This is a genomic window from Rhodocista pekingensis, from assembly GCF_042665545.1.
In the GTDB taxonomy this organism is placed as follows: Bacteria; Pseudomonadota; Alphaproteobacteria; order Azospirillales; family Azospirillaceae; genus Rhodocista; species Rhodocista pekingensis.
On record NZ_JBHTCM010000018.1, the window covers coordinates 63603 to 77794 of the forward strand.

Consider the following 14192-nt stretch of genomic DNA (forward strand, 5'->3'; position numbering starts at 1 on the left):
GGCATGAACCATACCCGCCTTGCCGCGCTGCTGCTGGCCGGCGCCCTGATCCTGCCGGCTGCCCTGCCGGCGCGGGCGCAGACCGCCCGGCTGGACGAGGGCAAGGCGCCCGTCGCCATCGACGCCGACCAGGCCCTGGAATGGCACAAGGAGCGGCAGGCCTATGTCGCCCGCGGCAACGCCGTGGCCACCCGCGGCGATCTCTCCGTCAGGGCCGACACGCTGACCGCGTACTACCGGGAGCTGCCCACCGGCGGCACCGAGATCTACCGCCTGTCCGCGGAGGGCGGCGTCGTCATAAAGGCGCCACGACAGACCGCCTATGGTGACCGCGGTGTCTACGAGGTGGACAGGCAGGTGGCCGTGCTGACCGGGCAGGGCCTGCGGCTGGAGACGGAACAGGACGTGGTGACCGCCAAGGACAGCCTGGAATACTGGCGCGAGCAGAACCTCGCCGTGGCGCGGGGCGACGCCGTCGCCGTGCGCGGCGACAACCGCGTGCGCGCCGACCGGCTGGTCGGGCTGTTGCAGGAGAACGAGCAGGGCGACCTGGACCTGACCCGGATCGACGCGGAGGGCAGCGTGGTCATCACCACCCCGACCGACGTGGCCCGGGGCGACCAGGGCACCTATGACATGACGCAGCGCGTCGCCGTGCTGACCGGCGACGTGAAGATCACCCGCGGCCGCAACCAGTTGAACGGCAATGCGGCGGAAGTGGACCTGGAGACCGGCATCAGCCGCATCCTGTCCGGGCCTGAGGGCGGGAAGGGCCGCGTCCGCGGTCTCTTCGTGCCCGGCCAGGAGGCGGGTCAGGGAGTGAAGAAATGAGCCGAACGGATACCGCCCCCCCGCCCGCGCAGGGCCGCCCCGGCGCAGGAGCCGACGATCAGGGCCGCCCGGACCAGGGCCGCACCGGTCCGCGGCTGGTCGCCAACAATCCCGGGCTGGTCGCCTCGAAGCTGGGCAAGTCCTACAAGGGCCGCCCGGTGCTGCGCGACGTCAGCCTGTCGGTCAACCGCGGCGAGGCGGTCGGCCTGCTGGGACCCAACGGGGCCGGCAAGACGACCTGCTTCTACATCATCACCGGCCTGATCCTGCCCGATTACGGCAGCATCACCCTGGACGGGACGGAGATCACCGAGCTGCCCATGTACCGCCGGGCGCGGCTGGGCATCGGCTATCTGCCGCAGGAGGCCAGCATCTTCCGCGGCCTGTCGGTGGAGAACAACATCCGCGCCGTGCTTGAGGTGGTGGAGCCCGACCGCGACACCCGCGAGCACATGCTGGACGAGCTGCTGGCCGAGTTCTCCATCTCCCATCTGCGCCGCACCCCGGCGCTGGCGCTCTCCGGCGGCGAGCGCCGCCGGGTGGAGATCGCCCGCGCCCTGGCCAGCCAGCCGCATTTCATCCTGCTGGACGAACCCTTCGCCGGCATCGACCCGATCGCCGTGAACGACATCCGCGAGCTGGTCAGCCATCTGCGCGAGCGCGGCATCGGCGTGCTGATCACCGACCACAATGTCCGCGAGACGCTGGACATCGTGGACCGCGCCTACATCCTGCACGACGGCATGGTGCTGATGGAGGGCGCGCCGTCGGAGATCGTGGCGCACAAGGATGTCCGCCGCGTCTATCTGGGCGAACGCTTCAGCCTCTGATCCCGGCCTCCTTACCCGCCTCCCTCCGGCGGCCCCCCGATGCGCCCCCGGTGCTGCGGCCGATCGGCACACTTCTTGCGAGCGTGTCACGGCGCGGGGGTTGCGGCAGCCCCGGACCGGCCCTTAGAATACCCCCGGCAGGACAACCCCGGGGGGGAAGCGGTCGGGAATGGCGCTCCAACAACGGCTTGACCTACGGCAGACCCAGGCGCTGGTGATGACGCCGCAGTTGCAGCAGGCGATCAAGCTGCTGCAACTGTCGAACCTGGAACTGTCCGAATTCGTCGAGCGCGAGATCGAGCAGAACCCCCTGCTGGAGCGCGACGACGGCGAGCGCTGGCGCGACGCCCCGCCCGACGGCGTGGACCGCGTCGAGCCGGAGGCGCCGGTGCCCGAGGGGCGCACCCGCGACACGGTGGAGCTGGCCACCAGCGACCGCATGGCGCCCGCGGCCGACGCGCCGCTGGACACCGACTATGAGAATGTCTGGACCAACTCCAGCCAGGCCGACATCCGCGAGGCCGGCGACGGCGGCGAAGCCTTCGGCTCCTGGTCCGCGCGCGGCGGCAGCTTCGAGGATGACGAGGGCTCGCTGGAGCAGACGCTCACCGGGCGGACCACCCTGCGCGACCATCTGGAGCAGCAGATCGTCATGGATCTGCCCGACCCGCTGGACCGGCTGGTCGCCCGCGCCCTGACGGACCAGCTCGACGAGGCCGGCTATCTCACGGCCGATCTCGCCGCCCTGGCGGAGCAGCTCGGCTGCCCCCTGGCGCGGGTGGAGGCGGTGCTGGCACGGCTCCAGAAGCTGGACCCGCCGGGCATCTTCGCCCGCTCGCTGAAGGAGTGTCTCGCGCTCCAGCTCCGCGAGCTGGACCGGCTGGACCCCTGCATGCAGGCCCTGCTGGACAATCTGCCGCTGCTGGCCGGCCGCAACATCCCGGCCCTGCTGAAGGTCTGCCAGGTGGACGCCGAGGATCTGGCCGACATGGTGGCCGAGATCAAGGCGCTGAACCCCAAGCCGGCGCTGGCCTTCGATCACGACCCGGTGCAGACGGTGGTGCCCGACATCCTGATGCGCCCCGCCCCCGGCGGCGGCTGGATCGTCGAGCTGAACACCGACACCCTGCCCAAGGTGCTGGTCAACCAGCGGTACTACGCCCGCGTCTCCGGCGCCGCCCGGAACAGGACGGAGAAGGAGTACATCTCCGAACGGTTCCAGCAGGCGAGCTGGCTGGTGAAATCGCTGCACCAGCGGGCCAACACCATCCTGAAGGTGGCGACGGAGATCGTGCGCCAGCAGGACGCTTTCTTCCTGCACGGGTTGCAGTTCCTGAAGCCACTGATCCTGCGCGACATCGCGGACGCCATCGGCATGCACGAAAGCACCGTCAGCCGCGTCACGACGAACAAGTTCATCGCCACGGCGCGCGGCGTGTTCGAACTGAAGTACTTCTTCACCTCCGCCATCGCCGGCGCGGACGGGCAGGCCGCGCACTCCGCCGAGGCCGTGCGGTTCCGCATCAAGTCCTTGATCGACGCGGAAAAACCCGATGACGTCCTGTCCGACGACAAGCTGGTGGAGATCCTCCGCGCGGAAGGGATCGACATTGCACGCCGGACCGTCGCGAAGTATCGTGAGGGCATGAAAATCCCATCCTCCGTGCAGCGCCGCCGGGAGAAGGTTCTTGGTCTCTGAATGCCGCGCTGATCACGGTCGGGGCGCCCCGGTATCCGTTCCGGCCTGCTGCCGGACGCCGTTCTCCGGGCCCTCCGGGTGCAGCCGGGCCCAGGGGCGGAAAGGCCCCCAGGCGTAGCACGGGTCCGGCAGAAGGCCGCCCCGATACCACCTTCCCGCATTTCTCTTCGTAAGTGCCGATTGGAACGGACTGCCATGCAGGTAACAGTTAAAGGCAAGCAGTTGGACGTGGGCGATGCCCTGCGTTCGCACGTCACCGACACGATCTCGGCCCTGGTCGCCAAGTATTTTGGCAACCCACTGGACGCGACGGTCGTGATCTCCCGCGATGCCCACCTCTTCAAGGCGGACATCCAGGTCCACGTCGGACGCGGAATCCTGTTGCAGTCGTACGGTGAGGCGACGGAGCCCTATCCCGCCTTCGACGACGCCGCGGAAAAGGTCGCCAAGCGGATGCGGCGCTACAAGCGCCGGATGCGCGACCACCACGGCCGCGCCGCCGAGGAAGCGCCCCTGCTGGCGCGGAAGTATATCCTGGAGGCCCCGCCCCTGGACGACGGTGACGCCGACGACCAAGTGGACAGCCTCGATGCCGGGACCGACGCCGCCCAGGCGGGCGACGAAGGCCAGCAGCCCATGATCATCGCCGAGATGGAAACCGCCATCCAGACGTTGACCGTGGGGGAGGCCGTGATGCGGATGGATCTGACGGACATTCCCGCCCTGATGTTCCGCAACCGTGCCCATGGCGGCCTGAACATGGTATACCGCAGGCCCGACGGGAACATCGGGTGGGTGGACCCGGCCGGGACCGGGGTCCAGGGAGCTTGAGCGTGATCCATGCAGCTTCGTCGGCAAGCCGCCACAGCCCTTCCTGCGGCCGCGTTCGCCATGAATGACCTGATCATTTCGGAGGCCGTCCTCCCCAACCTCAAGGCCGGCTCGAAAAAGCAGGCCTTGCAGGAGCTGGCGCGCAAGGCCGCCGAACTGACGGGTCAGAACGAACGGGCCATCTTCGACGTGCTGGTGGAGCGCGAACGCCTCGGGACCACGGGTGTGGGCCGCGGCATCGCCATCCCCCACGGCAAGCTGGCGGGTATCGCCGGTGTCATGGCGATCTTCGCCCGGCTGGAGCGTCCGGTGGACTTCGAAGCCATCGACGAACAGCCGGTCGATCTGATGTGCCTGCTGCTGGCGCCGGAGACGGCGGGGGCCGACCATCTGAAGGCCCTGGCCCGGGTTTCCCGCCTGCTGCGGGACCCGGTCCTGTGCGACAAGCTGCGTGGCGCGGCCAGCGCCGATGCGATCTATGCCCTGCTGACCCACGCCGAGCAGAGCAACGCCGCCTGACGGCGGCCTTGCCGGCTCCGGGCCGTGGACACAACAAAGGCGCCGGGAGGTCCCCCTCCCGGCGCCTTTTCTGTTCCGGACCGTTCCGGCAGCGGACCGTTCCGGTCGCCGAACGGACCCGGCCCCGCCCTTGGGCCGGTCAGTGCAGGCTCACCGCCTCCATGTCGTTCTGGCGCACGGTGGCGACGGCCAGGGCGCGGTCGCGCACGACCGTCAGCTCGGTGCCGTCGGCGGCATGGATGGCAATGCCCGCCTGGCCTTCCGCCGTGACCGGCTTCAGATAGGCCAGATCGTTCAGGCCGAAGGTGGCGAAATCCTGCGGCGACAGGGTGCGCAGGGACTGGCTGGTCGGATTCATGGGAAGGGACTCGCGTTCGGGGCGGGCCGGCCCCGCCGGGGGGCCGCCGCAGGCGGGAAAAGGAGGGGGTCAGCCGATCCGCGCGTCGGGCGCGCGGGCGTCGGGCGACACGTCGATCGTCTGCGGCCCGTCGGCATCCACGCCGTTCTGCGGCGTGCCGATCCTGATGGTGCGGACCTTGGGTTCGGGGACGGGGCGGCGCAGGTCGATGTGCAGCAGCCCGTTGTCCAGGGTGGCGCCGATCACCTCGATCCCGTCGGCCAGCACGAAGCTGCGCTGGAACTGCCGGGCGGCGATGCCGCGGTGCAGATAGAGGCGGTTTCGGTCGTCGCCCTGCTTGCCGCGGATGACAAGCTGGTTGTCCTCGGTCTGGACCTGGAGATCGTCCGAGGTGAAGCCGGCCACGGCAAGCGTGATGCGCAGGCCATCCTCGCCGATCTGCTCGATATTGTAGGGCGGATAGCCCTCGTTGGCGCTTTTGGCGATCCGGTCGAGCGTCCGCTCGAACTGGTCGAAGCCCAACAGGAACGGGCTGTTGAACAGGGACAGGCGCGTCGTCACAGCGTCCTCCTCAGGCGAGCGAGCTGCGGGAGTCGCCGGCCCCGGGCGGCCCCTTCGGCGAGCGGCCCAGCCACCCCGCTCCAGCCGGCCCCCGGTCCCTGCGGCACCCGGGTGGGCGGCCCGACATGGCACCGCCCGATCGCTTACATGGTTATTTCCCCTTTCCGGTCAAGGCAAGCGCCGCCGCCCTCTGCTGTCACGGGGCCGCTTTCCGGTGCCCGGGCGCGGGCCTGATGCTCCGTCGGCGCAGACGCGACGGGGGGAACGGGCTTGACCCGCGGTTTCCCCAGAATCTGTGGAGAACTCTGTGGGCGGCGGCGAGTCGGGCCGGACGGACCAAGGCACCTCCGCGTTTGCCTAAAAAACAGGCAGGATTGCGACTCCGGCGCGGAGCGCATTCCCCATTCGGGTGGGACATGATAGCGTTGCCGAAATGGCCTGCCGAACGATCGGGGAACAGCATGGCGGGACCGCCCCTTCCGACAGTTCCGGCCTGGGTCCGCCGACGGCGGCGCGGGGCGGTGCCTGTCGGCTCTGCGGTCGCCGTCCTGGTCGCTGGCGTCCTCACCGCTTTGCTGGCCGGTGCCGGTCTGGCGGGCGAACGGCTGCTGGTCACCTTCTTCGAGCGGCCGCCCTACTACTACACCCGCCCCGACGGGGTGCCGGCCGGCAGCATGCTGGAAGAGACGCGGCGCATCCTGGAGCATGCCGGCCTGCGCTATGAGCTGCGGTCCGTGCCGGCCAGCCGCATCCTGGCCGAGATGGAGATGGGCGCCGAGCCGCAATGCTCCATCGGCTGGTTCGTGACGCAGGAGCGGCGCCGCTTCGCCGTCTTCAGCCTGCCGTTCCACCGCAGCGAGGCGCAGGTGGCCGTCGGCCTGCCGGAGGTGGCGGGGAAGCTGCGCCGGGTGGAGAGCGCGCAGCGGCTGCTGGAGCGGCCGGACCTGCGGCTGGGCGTCGTCCACGGCTTCTCCTACGGAACCGCCCTGGACCGGCTGCTGGCGGCCAGCGTGCGGCCGGTGGAACGGGTGCGGGGGACGCCGGCGCAGGTGCTGCGCATGGTGGCGTCGCGGCGCTTCGACTACACCTTCGCCGATCCGGAGGAACTGCCGATGCTGGAGCGCGCGGCCGGGCTGCGCCCCGGCACGCTGGTGCCGGTGCCCCTGCCGGACGTGCCGGTGGGCAATCTGCGCCATCTCATGTGCAGCTGGAGCGTGCCGGCCGCCACCCTGGACCGGCTGGATGCGGCCATCCGGACCCTGTTCCCGGACCTTCAGGAAAGCGCCGCCGGGCCGACGCCCTGACGCGGTCGCCTGACGGGCAGGACGCGGGGCCTACTCGCCGGGGCCGGGGCCCAGCGGTTCGCGGCCGCGGCTGGCCTGGGGCATCAGTTCCACGATGGTCAGGCCCAGCCGGCCGTCCACCACCACCAGCTCGCCGCGGGCGACCAGCCGGTCGTTGACGAACAGGTCCACCGGCTCGCCCACCATGCGCTCCAGGTCCACCACGTCGCTGGGGCCCAGGCGCAGCAACTGGCTGATGCGCATGCGCCGCCGGCCCAGGCGGACGGACACCTGCACCGGCACCGAGAGGATGCTGTTGCGTTCCGGGGTTTCGCCGCTCTCGGCGGCATCGCTGTTCGTCAGGGCCATGCGCGGACTATAGGCGAAAGCGGACGCCCTGGGGAGGTGTGGCTTTCAGGAGACCGACCCCATCCGGGACCGGACCCGTCAGGCCCCGGTTCCGGCCAGCAGCCGCAGCGCCGGGCGCGGCGGATCGCGCCAGAACAGATCCGGCTCGCAGGCGATCAGGCGCAGCATGGCGTCGGACAGGGCGGCCAGCAGGTCCGCCTGCGGGCACCAGGGGGAGGAGGCGGCCGTGCGGGCCAGGGCGGCCTGCACCGCCGCACGGTCGATGCTGCCGGCGGCCCGCAACTCACGGTAGAGAGACAAGGCCAGCCGTCGCCGGGTGAACGGAACCGGCGCGTCGGCCTGCGCCGCCGTGTCGGCCTGCGCTGTCTCTGCCAGCGCCGTGTCGGGCACCATGGACCCGGGTATCGTGGACCCGGGTATCGTGGACCCGGGTATCGTGGACTCGGGCATCGTGGACTCCAAGCCTCCCGGCCCTGTCGGCCGCCGGGATCGGCCCCGCGCCCCTGCGTTCGGGAAGTCAGACTGCGGGTCGTCCGGATCGCTTGTCAAGCGATCGCTGTACACAATCGCAGGTCAAGTTAAGGATGTCGCAACCATCCGGAGTCGGGTGCGCGCGCAAACGCGGAGTCGCCCGCAACAATGCGGCGGACGCGGCGTCGGGCACGCCGGGCACGGCAGGGTTGCCGCCGGCGCCTTTGACATTCCCCGCCTCTGTTGAGAATGATTATCAGCGGAGTCCGGGGCGTGGTGCTGCCCCACCCGGCAGGCAGGCAGGCAGGTGGACGGAACCGGCATGGCGACACGCTCGCGTCTGATGGAAGGCGAATTCGCCGTGGCGGACATCGTCCGCGAGGCCGCGGCGCTGGTGCTCCGGGCCCCGCCGGCGGAGCCGCCACCCCTGCCCGACGACCGCCGCCGCATCCTGACCGGCCAGTTCCGCGGCTGGCTCTGGATGGACGAGGTGCAGCCGGGCCTCGTCGGCTCGGCCAGCGACATGGAATCCGTCTCCGACGCCACCATCGCCCAGACGATCGACCGCTCCGTCATGGTGGCGGTGCTGCTCCAGGGCCGCACCGGCAGCTTCCGCCCCGATGCCGGGGAGGAACTGCCCGCCGAACAGGGCCGCGCCCGGGTCACCGGCTTCGGGGAGGCGCGGCGCTGCGTCCGCCGGCTGCATGCGGGCGAGCGCGGCGTGCGCACCGGCATCACCGTCAACCCCTCCTTCCTGGAGCAGTTCGCCGACGTGCTGCCGGGGCGCGAACTGGACGGGCTGGAGCGCCTGCTGGCGCCGGGCTTCCGCAGCGTCGGGCTGCGCCGCTGCGAGCTGCTGACCGGGCTGTCGCGGGGGCTGGTGGCGATGCCCTACGGCGGTTCGCTGGGCCGCCTCTACCGGGAGAGCGCGGTCACCCAGATCCTGTTCCGCACCCTGGAGCTGCTGCGCGAGGAATGGCCGCTCGCCCGCGCCCTGGGACGGCGGCAGCACGACGCCGTGCTGCGGGCGCAGGCCGTGCTGGACGCCTCGCTCGTCTCGCCGCCGGGCACGCTCGACCTCGCCCGTCAGGTCGGGCTGAACCGCAACACGCTCCAGGCCGGGTTCCGGGCCGTGTTCGGCACCACCGTCTTCGGCTATGTCCGCGCCCGCCGGCTGGCCATGGCGCGGCTGCTGATGGAGGAACAGGGCCTGGGCGCGGCCGAGGCCGGCTACCGTGTCGGCTTCGCCAGCCCCTCCGCCTTCTCCGCCGCCTACCGCCGCCATTTCGGCGAAACCCCCACGGCAAGGGGCGTGCGGCATTAACGGCGGGCCGGCTCCGGACCTGCGGTCGGGGCGCCGCGCCACGGGGCCGGTGTCAGGGAGGAGGTTCCTTATCCGTCTCGGGGCAGATGCCCGCATAGGCGACCGCGTAAGGGGACTCGAAGCACCGGATCAGGCTGTCCAGGATGCTCAGATTGGCAGGCCAGGTGATTGAGCTGGAATCCTTGAATTCGGTCTTGAACCAGGCTGGTTCCGGCAGGACGGAGAGCCGCTGTCTCGCCGCCTTCAGTCCGGCCAGGTCCCGGTTCAGGAACGCGATGGTTCCCTGGGCATAGTCATGGAAGCCCATCTCCCGGCCCCTCGCGGTCGGGGACACGCCCGCCATCAGCAGCGGGATCGCCTTCTGATAATCCCCTGCCAGCGCCTCCATCTGCCCGGCATGCCAGTACATGGCATGCAGGTTCTTCTGGGGGATCCGACCCCAGTTATGGTCGATGTAGGTTCTGATCAGGTCGGCTGCGGCCTTCGCGCAGCCATCGCGGGACGCGAGATTCCGCCATCCGCCGGTCATGTCCTGATCGAACGCATCCGGGGAGAGTTGCAGCATAGGCCCGGTCTCGACCGCGCAGTCCGCGGCCTTGCCGGTTTCGCGTCCTTCCTGCGCAACGGCAGGTGCCAGGGCAACAAGCGCAAGAACGACGCCAAGCGGGAAAAATATTCTCATCAATCCCGTTCTCGGCCGATCCATCTTCGGGTTTCCGGACCATCTTCAAAATCCCGCATGAAGGTGTCAGACTCCGGGCGAAACAGCCAGGGCGGACAGCCATGCGGGCCGACACACCATGATGAATGTCACGCAACGCATGGAATGCCTCTCGACCGCTTATGTCCAGGCGGTCGCCGCCAAGGCCTGCTTCCAGGTGTCGCGCCCGCCAGTGGATGACGACAGCGTGGACGGCCAGTTCATGGGGCGGGCGGGCCGACGTCCTCGGCTCGACTTCCAGCTCAAGGCAACGGCGCAGCAGGATCTGATCGGCGCCGACAAGATCGCATTCCCGCTCTCCCTCAAGAACTATGAGGACCTGCGGGCTGACTGCGTCGTGCCCCGCATCCTGATCGTTCTGGCAATGCCCGAGAACGAGCAGGAGTGGCTGGCACAGAGCGAGGCGGAACTGATCCTGCGCCGGTGCGCATACTGGCGTTCCCTTGCCGGGGAATCCGCGACCGGGAACACCACGTCCGTGACGGTGCATATTCCCCGCGATCGGTTGTTTACTCCCGAATCCCTCACGGACATGATGCGCCGGGTGGAGGCGGAGGAGCCGTTATGGCCGTGATGATCACGGACAGGGAGGTCTTCGCCGCGCTGTCCCATGTGGACGCGCGGGCCTATCTGCTCGCCCGCGGCTGGCGGGAGGAGGAGCGGATCGGCGACAAGGCCGCCGTCCTCGTCCCAGACGGCGCCGACACGCCGGAGATCCTTCTTCCGCTGCGGGAGGATCTTGGCGACTATGCGCTGCGCCTTGCCGACGCGGTCCGTGTGGTCGCCGCGGTCGAGGGGCGCGCGGAAACCTCCGTCCTGACCGATTTCAGAATGGCCGGGACGGACGTCATCCGCGTCCGCGCCGGGGAGGCCGCCGCCGACGGCACGCTCTCGTTCCAGGCGGGCATCGCTGTCCACGAACTCTCCCGTGAGGTGCTGCTCTCGGCCGCGTGTGCCGCGCATGCCCCGCGTGCCCTCTACGGCAACCGGAAGCCCCAGAGCGCCCTCGATTATCTCGAAACGGTGCGCCTCGGGCAGTCGGAGCGGGGGAGCTACGTCGTCACGCTCCTGTCGCCTGTCGATCCCGCGCTGGGGGGTGGCCAGCCCCGCCTCGGGCCTGAGTTCGAGGACGACCCGTTCGCCCGCATCGTCACCCGCACGCTCATCCGGGCCCTCCGGGCGACGCGCGACGCCGTCACGGAGGCGGCTGTCAGCGAGGATTTCGCGGCATTCGAGCGCCGCGTCCGGCACGGGGTCTCCGCCAATCTCTGCGAGGCGCTGGCGAAACTGGTGGGCGTGGGGGGAACGGTGGACCTTGGGATCACCTGGGCCAAGGTCCGGCCCCCCCGTCCCGACGATGCGAAGGGCCCCCTCAAGGTGGACTTCGGTCGCTCCGCGGCCGGACTTCTCCAGGAGGCGGCCCGCCAGTTCCGGGTCCGTGAACCCCTTCCGGACCAGGAACTCACCGGCTGGGTCGTCCGCCTGACGCGGCGGCCGGAGGATGCGCTCGGTTCCGCGCTCGTCAACGTGATGATCGACGGCAGGCCGCGTTCCATCCGGATCGAGGGGCTGTCCGACCGCGACTACGGCGTCGTCATGGCCGCCCATGGCGACCGCAAGGCGATCTCGTTCGAGGGCGATCTCCACAGGCGGAACCGGGCGCAGGAGGTCCGGAACGCCAGGAACTTCGCCATCGTCGAGGGGACGGAGGACGAGGAGCCGCCGCCGGCCGCCGCCGCAGGGGCCTGACCGGAGGCCCGGGACCTTCCGCAGCCACTCCCCCCGCCCGCCTGCATCTCTTCGCCTTCGCCCCCCCGGCCCCCCGTCTGTTCCGCCGCCGTGCCTGCCGCGACAGAGTCCGGGACGGGCGCGACAGCCGTGGGCTTTGCCTACGCGGGTATGGCTCCGCTAATGATAACCATTCTCATGCCAGGGGCCCGGGCCCGTGGACGGGGGTGGACGGCCGGCGGCGATCGGGGGGCCGGCTCCCCCGCGCGGGGCCGGGCCGGACAATCAGGGGGTCACGGTGTTCAAGATGCGCAGGATTCATGGCGTGCGGGCTTCCGCCGCGGCCATGGCCCTTCTCTGCCTCGCCGCGCCGGCGGGGGCGGCAGCGGCTGCGACGACGGGCGGCGCCCGCGCGGCCGGTGACGGGACCGCGGCTGACCGGGCCACGGCTGACCGGGCCACGGGTAGCCGGACCGCCCGGGTCGGGGCCGCCCGGGACGGGGCCACCCAGGACGGAATCGAGGAGATCATCGTGGTGGCGACCGGCCGGTCCCGCGCCAGCGCCACCACCAAGACCGACACGCCGATCATCGAATCGCCGCAGCAGATCTCCATCATCAGCCGCGAGGAGATCGACCGGCGCGCCGCGGCCACGCTGGCCGAGGCGCTGTCCTACACCGCCGGCGTGCAGGCCTCGCCCTCCGGCGTGGACAGCCGCGTCGACGAGGTGAGCGTGCGCGGCTTCGGCGCCGCCGGCTTCTCCTCCAACAACAATTTCGTGGACGGCCTGCGCATGGCCGCGGGCGGCGAGGGCACCTGGATCCGGCCCGCCTTCGACACCTTCGCCCTGGACCGGGTCGAGGTGCTGAAGGGGCCGTCGGGTGCCCTCTACGGCCAGTCGGCGCCCGGCGGCGTCGTCAACGTGGTGACCAAGCGCCCGACCGTCACGCCGCACGGGGAGATCCTGCTCCAGGGTGTGGGCTACACCGATCTCGGCCAGTGGAGCGCCCAGGCCGGCGCCGACACCGGCGGCGCGCTCACGGCGGACGGCACCCTGGCCGGCCGCTTCGTCGCCCTGGCCCGGCAGGGCAAGACGCAGATCGACGGGGTCGGGACCGACCGCTACTACGCCTCCCCCAGCGTCACCTGGCAGCCCACCGCGCGCACGAGCTGGACCGTGATCGGCCAGTACCAGCGCGACGAGGGCGGCTCCAGCTTCCAGTTCCTGCCGGCGCTCGGCACGCTCTACCGCAGCAACGGGCGCCTGCTGGACAAGGAAACCTATCTGGGCGAGCCGGACTGGAACCGCTACGACCGCGACCAGTACATGCTGGGCTCGCTGTTCGAGCACGCCCTGACCGACACGGTCACGCTGCGCAACAACGCCCGCTACATGCATGTGGACATCGTCTACCGCGGCGTCGTCCCGTCGGGGAACACCCTGACCACCTGCCCGGCCACCCTTGCCGGCTGCCTCCCCGGTCGGACGCTGAACCGCCGCGCCGTGCAGGGCGACGGCGACACGGACGGCGTGGCCGTGGACACCCAGCTCGAAGCGCGGGTCACGACCGGGCCGGTCGCGCACACGCTGCTGGCCGGCGTCGATCATTTCCACACCGAATGGAACCACACCTACGCCCTGGTGCGGTCCACGCTGGTGCTGCCGGTCCTCGACATCTTCGATCCGGTGCCGCGCGGGGCGGCCGGCTTCGCCGGCGCGCTGACGCCGCTCATCCCGACGGAGACGACCAGCCGGCAGACCGGCCTCTACGCCCAGGACCAGATCAGCATCGGCAATCTGCGCGTGACCCTCGGCGGCCGGAAGGACTGGGCCGAGGACGAGAGCCACAACCCCGTCACCGGCGGAAAGCTGGACACGAAGAACGATGCCTTCACCTGGCGGGCCGGTGCGGTCTGGCTGTTCGACAACGGGCTGGCGCCCTATGTCAGCTATTCGGAGAGCTTCCAGCCGCTGCTCTCCAACCGCGACCCGGCGACCAGCCAGCTCGACGGCGGCAAGCCCTACGAGCCCACCACCGGCCAGCAGATCGAGGCCGGCCTGCGCTACCAGCGCGGCAACAACATCTATGTCACGCTGGGCGCCTATCAGGTGAAGCAGCAGAACATCCTGACCGCCGATCCGGAGGGCAGGCTCTGCGGCGTCTCCGTCTGCCAGGTGCAGACGGGCGAGGGCCGCGTGCGCGGGCTGGAGCTGGAGGGCAAGGCGACCCTGCCCTGGGGCATGGCGGTGATCGGCACCCTGACCCGCAGCGACGGCGAGATCACCAAGACCACCATCGCCAGCCAGCGCGGCAACACCCTGCCGCAGCTTCCGGAGTGGATGGCGTCCCTGTTCGTGGACCAGCATTTCCAGACCGGCCCGCTCCAGGGCGTCGGCCTGGGCGGTGGCGTGCGCTACACCGGCGAGAGCGTGGGCGACACGGCGAACACGCTGGAGATCCCCGACTACACGCTGTTCGACCTGTTCCTGCGCTACGATTTCGGCACCGCATCCCCGGGGCTGGACGGGCTCTCCGTGGCCCTGAACGCCCACAACGTCGCCGACAAGCGCTATGTGGCGAGCTGCATCGCGGCCGGCTGCTACATCGGGTACGGCCGGACCCTGACCGCCCGCGTGCAGTACAAGTGGTGAGGGGGCGGGGATGA

15 protein-coding genes are annotated in these 14192 nt (G+C 70.4%); 10 read left to right on the forward strand and 5 right to left on the reverse strand.

The window, feature by feature from the left end:
• Nucleotides 1–3 precede the first annotated feature (3 nt).
• The 5 genes from ACFQPS_RS15730 (at nucleotide 4) to ptsN (ending at nucleotide 4710) form a co-directional block, all read left to right on the forward strand.
• Nucleotides 4–831 carry an LptA/OstA family protein gene (locus ACFQPS_RS15730; RefSeq protein ID WP_377360167.1) on the forward strand — a complete coding sequence of 276 codons (828 nt, stop codon included), beginning with the start codon at nucleotides 4–6 and terminating at the stop codon, nucleotides 829–831.
• On the forward strand, nucleotides 828–1661 hold the full coding sequence (gene lptB / locus ACFQPS_RS15735) for an LPS export ABC transporter ATP-binding protein (protein WP_377360168.1): 834 nt from the start codon (nucleotides 828–830) through the stop codon (nucleotides 1659–1661). Before ACFQPS_RS15730 ends, lptB begins: the two co-directional genes overlap by 4 nt.
• A gap of 169 nt (nucleotides 1662–1830) precedes the next feature.
• Entirely contained in the window at nucleotides 1831–3360 is a 1530-nt protein-coding gene (gene rpoN / locus ACFQPS_RS15740) for an RNA polymerase factor sigma-54 (RefSeq protein WP_377360169.1), read from the forward strand.
• A gap of 195 nt (nucleotides 3361–3555) precedes the next feature.
• A complete protein-coding gene (gene hpf, locus ACFQPS_RS15745) occupies nucleotides 3556–4191 on the forward strand; it encodes a ribosome hibernation-promoting factor, HPF/YfiA family (protein ID WP_377360170.1) in 636 nt (211 codons plus the stop codon).
• A gap of 60 nt (nucleotides 4192–4251) precedes the next feature.
• The gene (ptsN, locus tag ACFQPS_RS15750) at nucleotides 4252–4710 is read left to right on the forward strand and encodes a PTS IIA-like nitrogen regulatory protein PtsN (protein WP_012568346.1); all 459 of its coding nucleotides are present in this window, start codon (nucleotides 4252–4254) and stop codon (nucleotides 4708–4710) included.
• A gap of 139 nt (nucleotides 4711–4849) precedes the next feature.
• Here the strand turns inward: ptsN and ACFQPS_RS15755 are convergent, their stop codons facing one another.
• The gene (locus ACFQPS_RS15755; RefSeq protein ID WP_377360171.1) at nucleotides 4850–5068 is read right to left on the reverse strand and encodes a DUF1150 family protein; all 219 of its coding nucleotides are present in this window, start codon (nucleotides 5066–5068) and stop codon (nucleotides 4850–4852) included.
• 69 nt (nucleotides 5069–5137) lie between these two features.
• Nucleotides 5138–5629 carry an Hsp20 family protein gene (locus ACFQPS_RS15760; protein ID WP_377360172.1) on the reverse strand — a complete coding sequence of 164 codons (492 nt, stop codon included), beginning with the start codon at nucleotides 5627–5629 and terminating at the stop codon, nucleotides 5138–5140.
• Nucleotides 5630–6150: 521 nt separating this feature from the next.
• Between ACFQPS_RS15760 and ACFQPS_RS15765 the strand changes: the two genes are divergently transcribed.
• Complete coding sequence (locus ACFQPS_RS15765; RefSeq protein WP_377360173.1) at nucleotides 6151–6933, forward strand: substrate-binding periplasmic protein; 783 nt, start codon at nucleotides 6151–6153, stop codon at nucleotides 6931–6933.
• Nucleotides 6934–6963: 30 nt separating this feature from the next.
• On the opposite strand, the gene fliN is transcribed toward ACFQPS_RS15765, so the two are convergent.
• Both fliN and ACFQPS_RS15775 read right to left on the reverse strand, forming a co-directional pair.
• On the reverse strand, nucleotides 6964–7281 hold the full coding sequence (gene fliN / locus ACFQPS_RS15770) for a flagellar motor switch protein FliN (protein WP_377360174.1): 318 nt from the start codon (nucleotides 7279–7281) through the stop codon (nucleotides 6964–6966).
• A gap of 78 nt (nucleotides 7282–7359) precedes the next feature.
• Nucleotides 7360–7674 carry a hypothetical protein gene (locus ACFQPS_RS15775; protein ID WP_377360175.1) on the reverse strand — a complete coding sequence of 105 codons (315 nt, stop codon included), beginning with the start codon at nucleotides 7672–7674 and terminating at the stop codon, nucleotides 7360–7362.
• A gap of 400 nt (nucleotides 7675–8074) precedes the next feature.
• Here ACFQPS_RS15775 and ACFQPS_RS15780 point away from each other — a divergent pair, with 400 nt between their 5' ends.
• Entirely contained in the window at nucleotides 8075–9076 is a 1002-nt protein-coding gene (locus ACFQPS_RS15780) for a helix-turn-helix transcriptional regulator (RefSeq protein WP_377360176.1), read from the forward strand.
• Between the two features lie 52 nt (nucleotides 9077–9128).
• Here ACFQPS_RS15780 and ACFQPS_RS15785 read toward each other — a convergent pair whose 3' ends face one another.
• The gene (locus ACFQPS_RS15785; RefSeq protein ID WP_377360177.1) at nucleotides 9129–9758 is read right to left on the reverse strand and encodes a hypothetical protein; all 630 of its coding nucleotides are present in this window, start codon (nucleotides 9756–9758) and stop codon (nucleotides 9129–9131) included.
• A gap of 118 nt (nucleotides 9759–9876) precedes the next feature.
• Here ACFQPS_RS15785 and ACFQPS_RS15790 point away from each other — a divergent pair, with 118 nt between their 5' ends.
• The 3 genes from ACFQPS_RS15790 to ACFQPS_RS15800 all read left to right on the forward strand — a co-directional run bounded on the left by ACFQPS_RS15790 (nucleotide 9877) and on the right by ACFQPS_RS15800 (nucleotide 14178).
• Nucleotides 9877–10371 carry a DUF4365 domain-containing protein gene (locus ACFQPS_RS15790; protein ID WP_377360178.1) on the forward strand — a complete coding sequence of 165 codons (495 nt, stop codon included), beginning with the start codon at nucleotides 9877–9879 and terminating at the stop codon, nucleotides 10369–10371.
• Complete coding sequence (locus tag ACFQPS_RS15795) at nucleotides 10362–11546, forward strand: hypothetical protein (RefSeq protein ID WP_377360179.1); 1185 nt, start codon at nucleotides 10362–10364, stop codon at nucleotides 11544–11546. The genes ACFQPS_RS15790 and ACFQPS_RS15795 overlap by 10 nt, the downstream gene beginning before the upstream one ends.
• Before the next feature lie 286 nt (nucleotides 11547–11832).
• Complete coding sequence (locus ACFQPS_RS15800; protein WP_377360180.1) at nucleotides 11833–14178, forward strand: TonB-dependent siderophore receptor; 2346 nt, start codon at nucleotides 11833–11835, stop codon at nucleotides 14176–14178.
• Nucleotides 14179–14192 lie beyond the last annotated feature (14 nt).

What these genes read in the sequence shown, in the direction of transcription:
- ACFQPS_RS15730 (WP_377360167.1), top strand. Translation starts at nt 4, where the DNA reads ATGAACCATACCCGCCTTGCCGCGCTGCTGCTGGCCGGCGCCCTGATC.
- lptB (WP_377360168.1), top strand. Translation starts at nt 828, where the DNA reads ATGAGCCGAACGGATACCGCCCCCCCGCCCGCGCAGGGCCGCCCCGGC.
- rpoN (WP_377360169.1), top strand. Translation starts at nt 1,831, where the DNA reads ATGGCGCTCCAACAACGGCTTGACCTACGGCAGACCCAGGCGCTGGTG.
- hpf (WP_377360170.1), top strand. Translation starts at nt 3,556, where the DNA reads ATGCAGGTAACAGTTAAAGGCAAGCAGTTGGACGTGGGCGATGCCCTG.
- ptsN (WP_012568346.1), top strand. Translation starts at nt 4,252, where the DNA reads ATGAATGACCTGATCATTTCGGAGGCCGTCCTCCCCAACCTCAAGGCC.
- ACFQPS_RS15755 (WP_377360171.1), bottom strand. Translation starts at nt 5,068, where the DNA reads ATGAATCCGACCAGCCAGTCCCTGCGCACCCTGTCGCCGCAGGATTTC.
- fliN (WP_377360174.1), bottom strand. Translation starts at nt 7,281, where the DNA reads ATGGCCCTGACGAACAGCGATGCCGCCGAGAGCGGCGAAACCCCGGAA.
- ACFQPS_RS15775 (WP_377360175.1), bottom strand. Translation starts at nt 7,674, where the DNA reads ATGGTGCCCGACACGGCGCTGGCAGAGACAGCGCAGGCCGACACGGCG.
- ACFQPS_RS15780 (WP_377360176.1), top strand. Translation starts at nt 8,075, where the DNA reads ATGGCGACACGCTCGCGTCTGATGGAAGGCGAATTCGCCGTGGCGGAC.
- ACFQPS_RS15785 (WP_377360177.1), bottom strand. Translation starts at nt 9,758, where the DNA reads ATGAGAATATTTTTCCCGCTTGGCGTCGTTCTTGCGCTTGTTGCCCTG.
- ACFQPS_RS15790 (WP_377360178.1), top strand. Translation starts at nt 9,877, where the DNA reads ATGATGAATGTCACGCAACGCATGGAATGCCTCTCGACCGCTTATGTC.
- ACFQPS_RS15795 (WP_377360179.1), top strand. Translation starts at nt 10,362, where the DNA reads ATGGCCGTGATGATCACGGACAGGGAGGTCTTCGCCGCGCTGTCCCAT.
- ACFQPS_RS15800 (WP_377360180.1), top strand. Translation starts at nt 11,833, where the DNA reads ATGCGCAGGATTCATGGCGTGCGGGCTTCCGCCGCGGCCATGGCCCTT.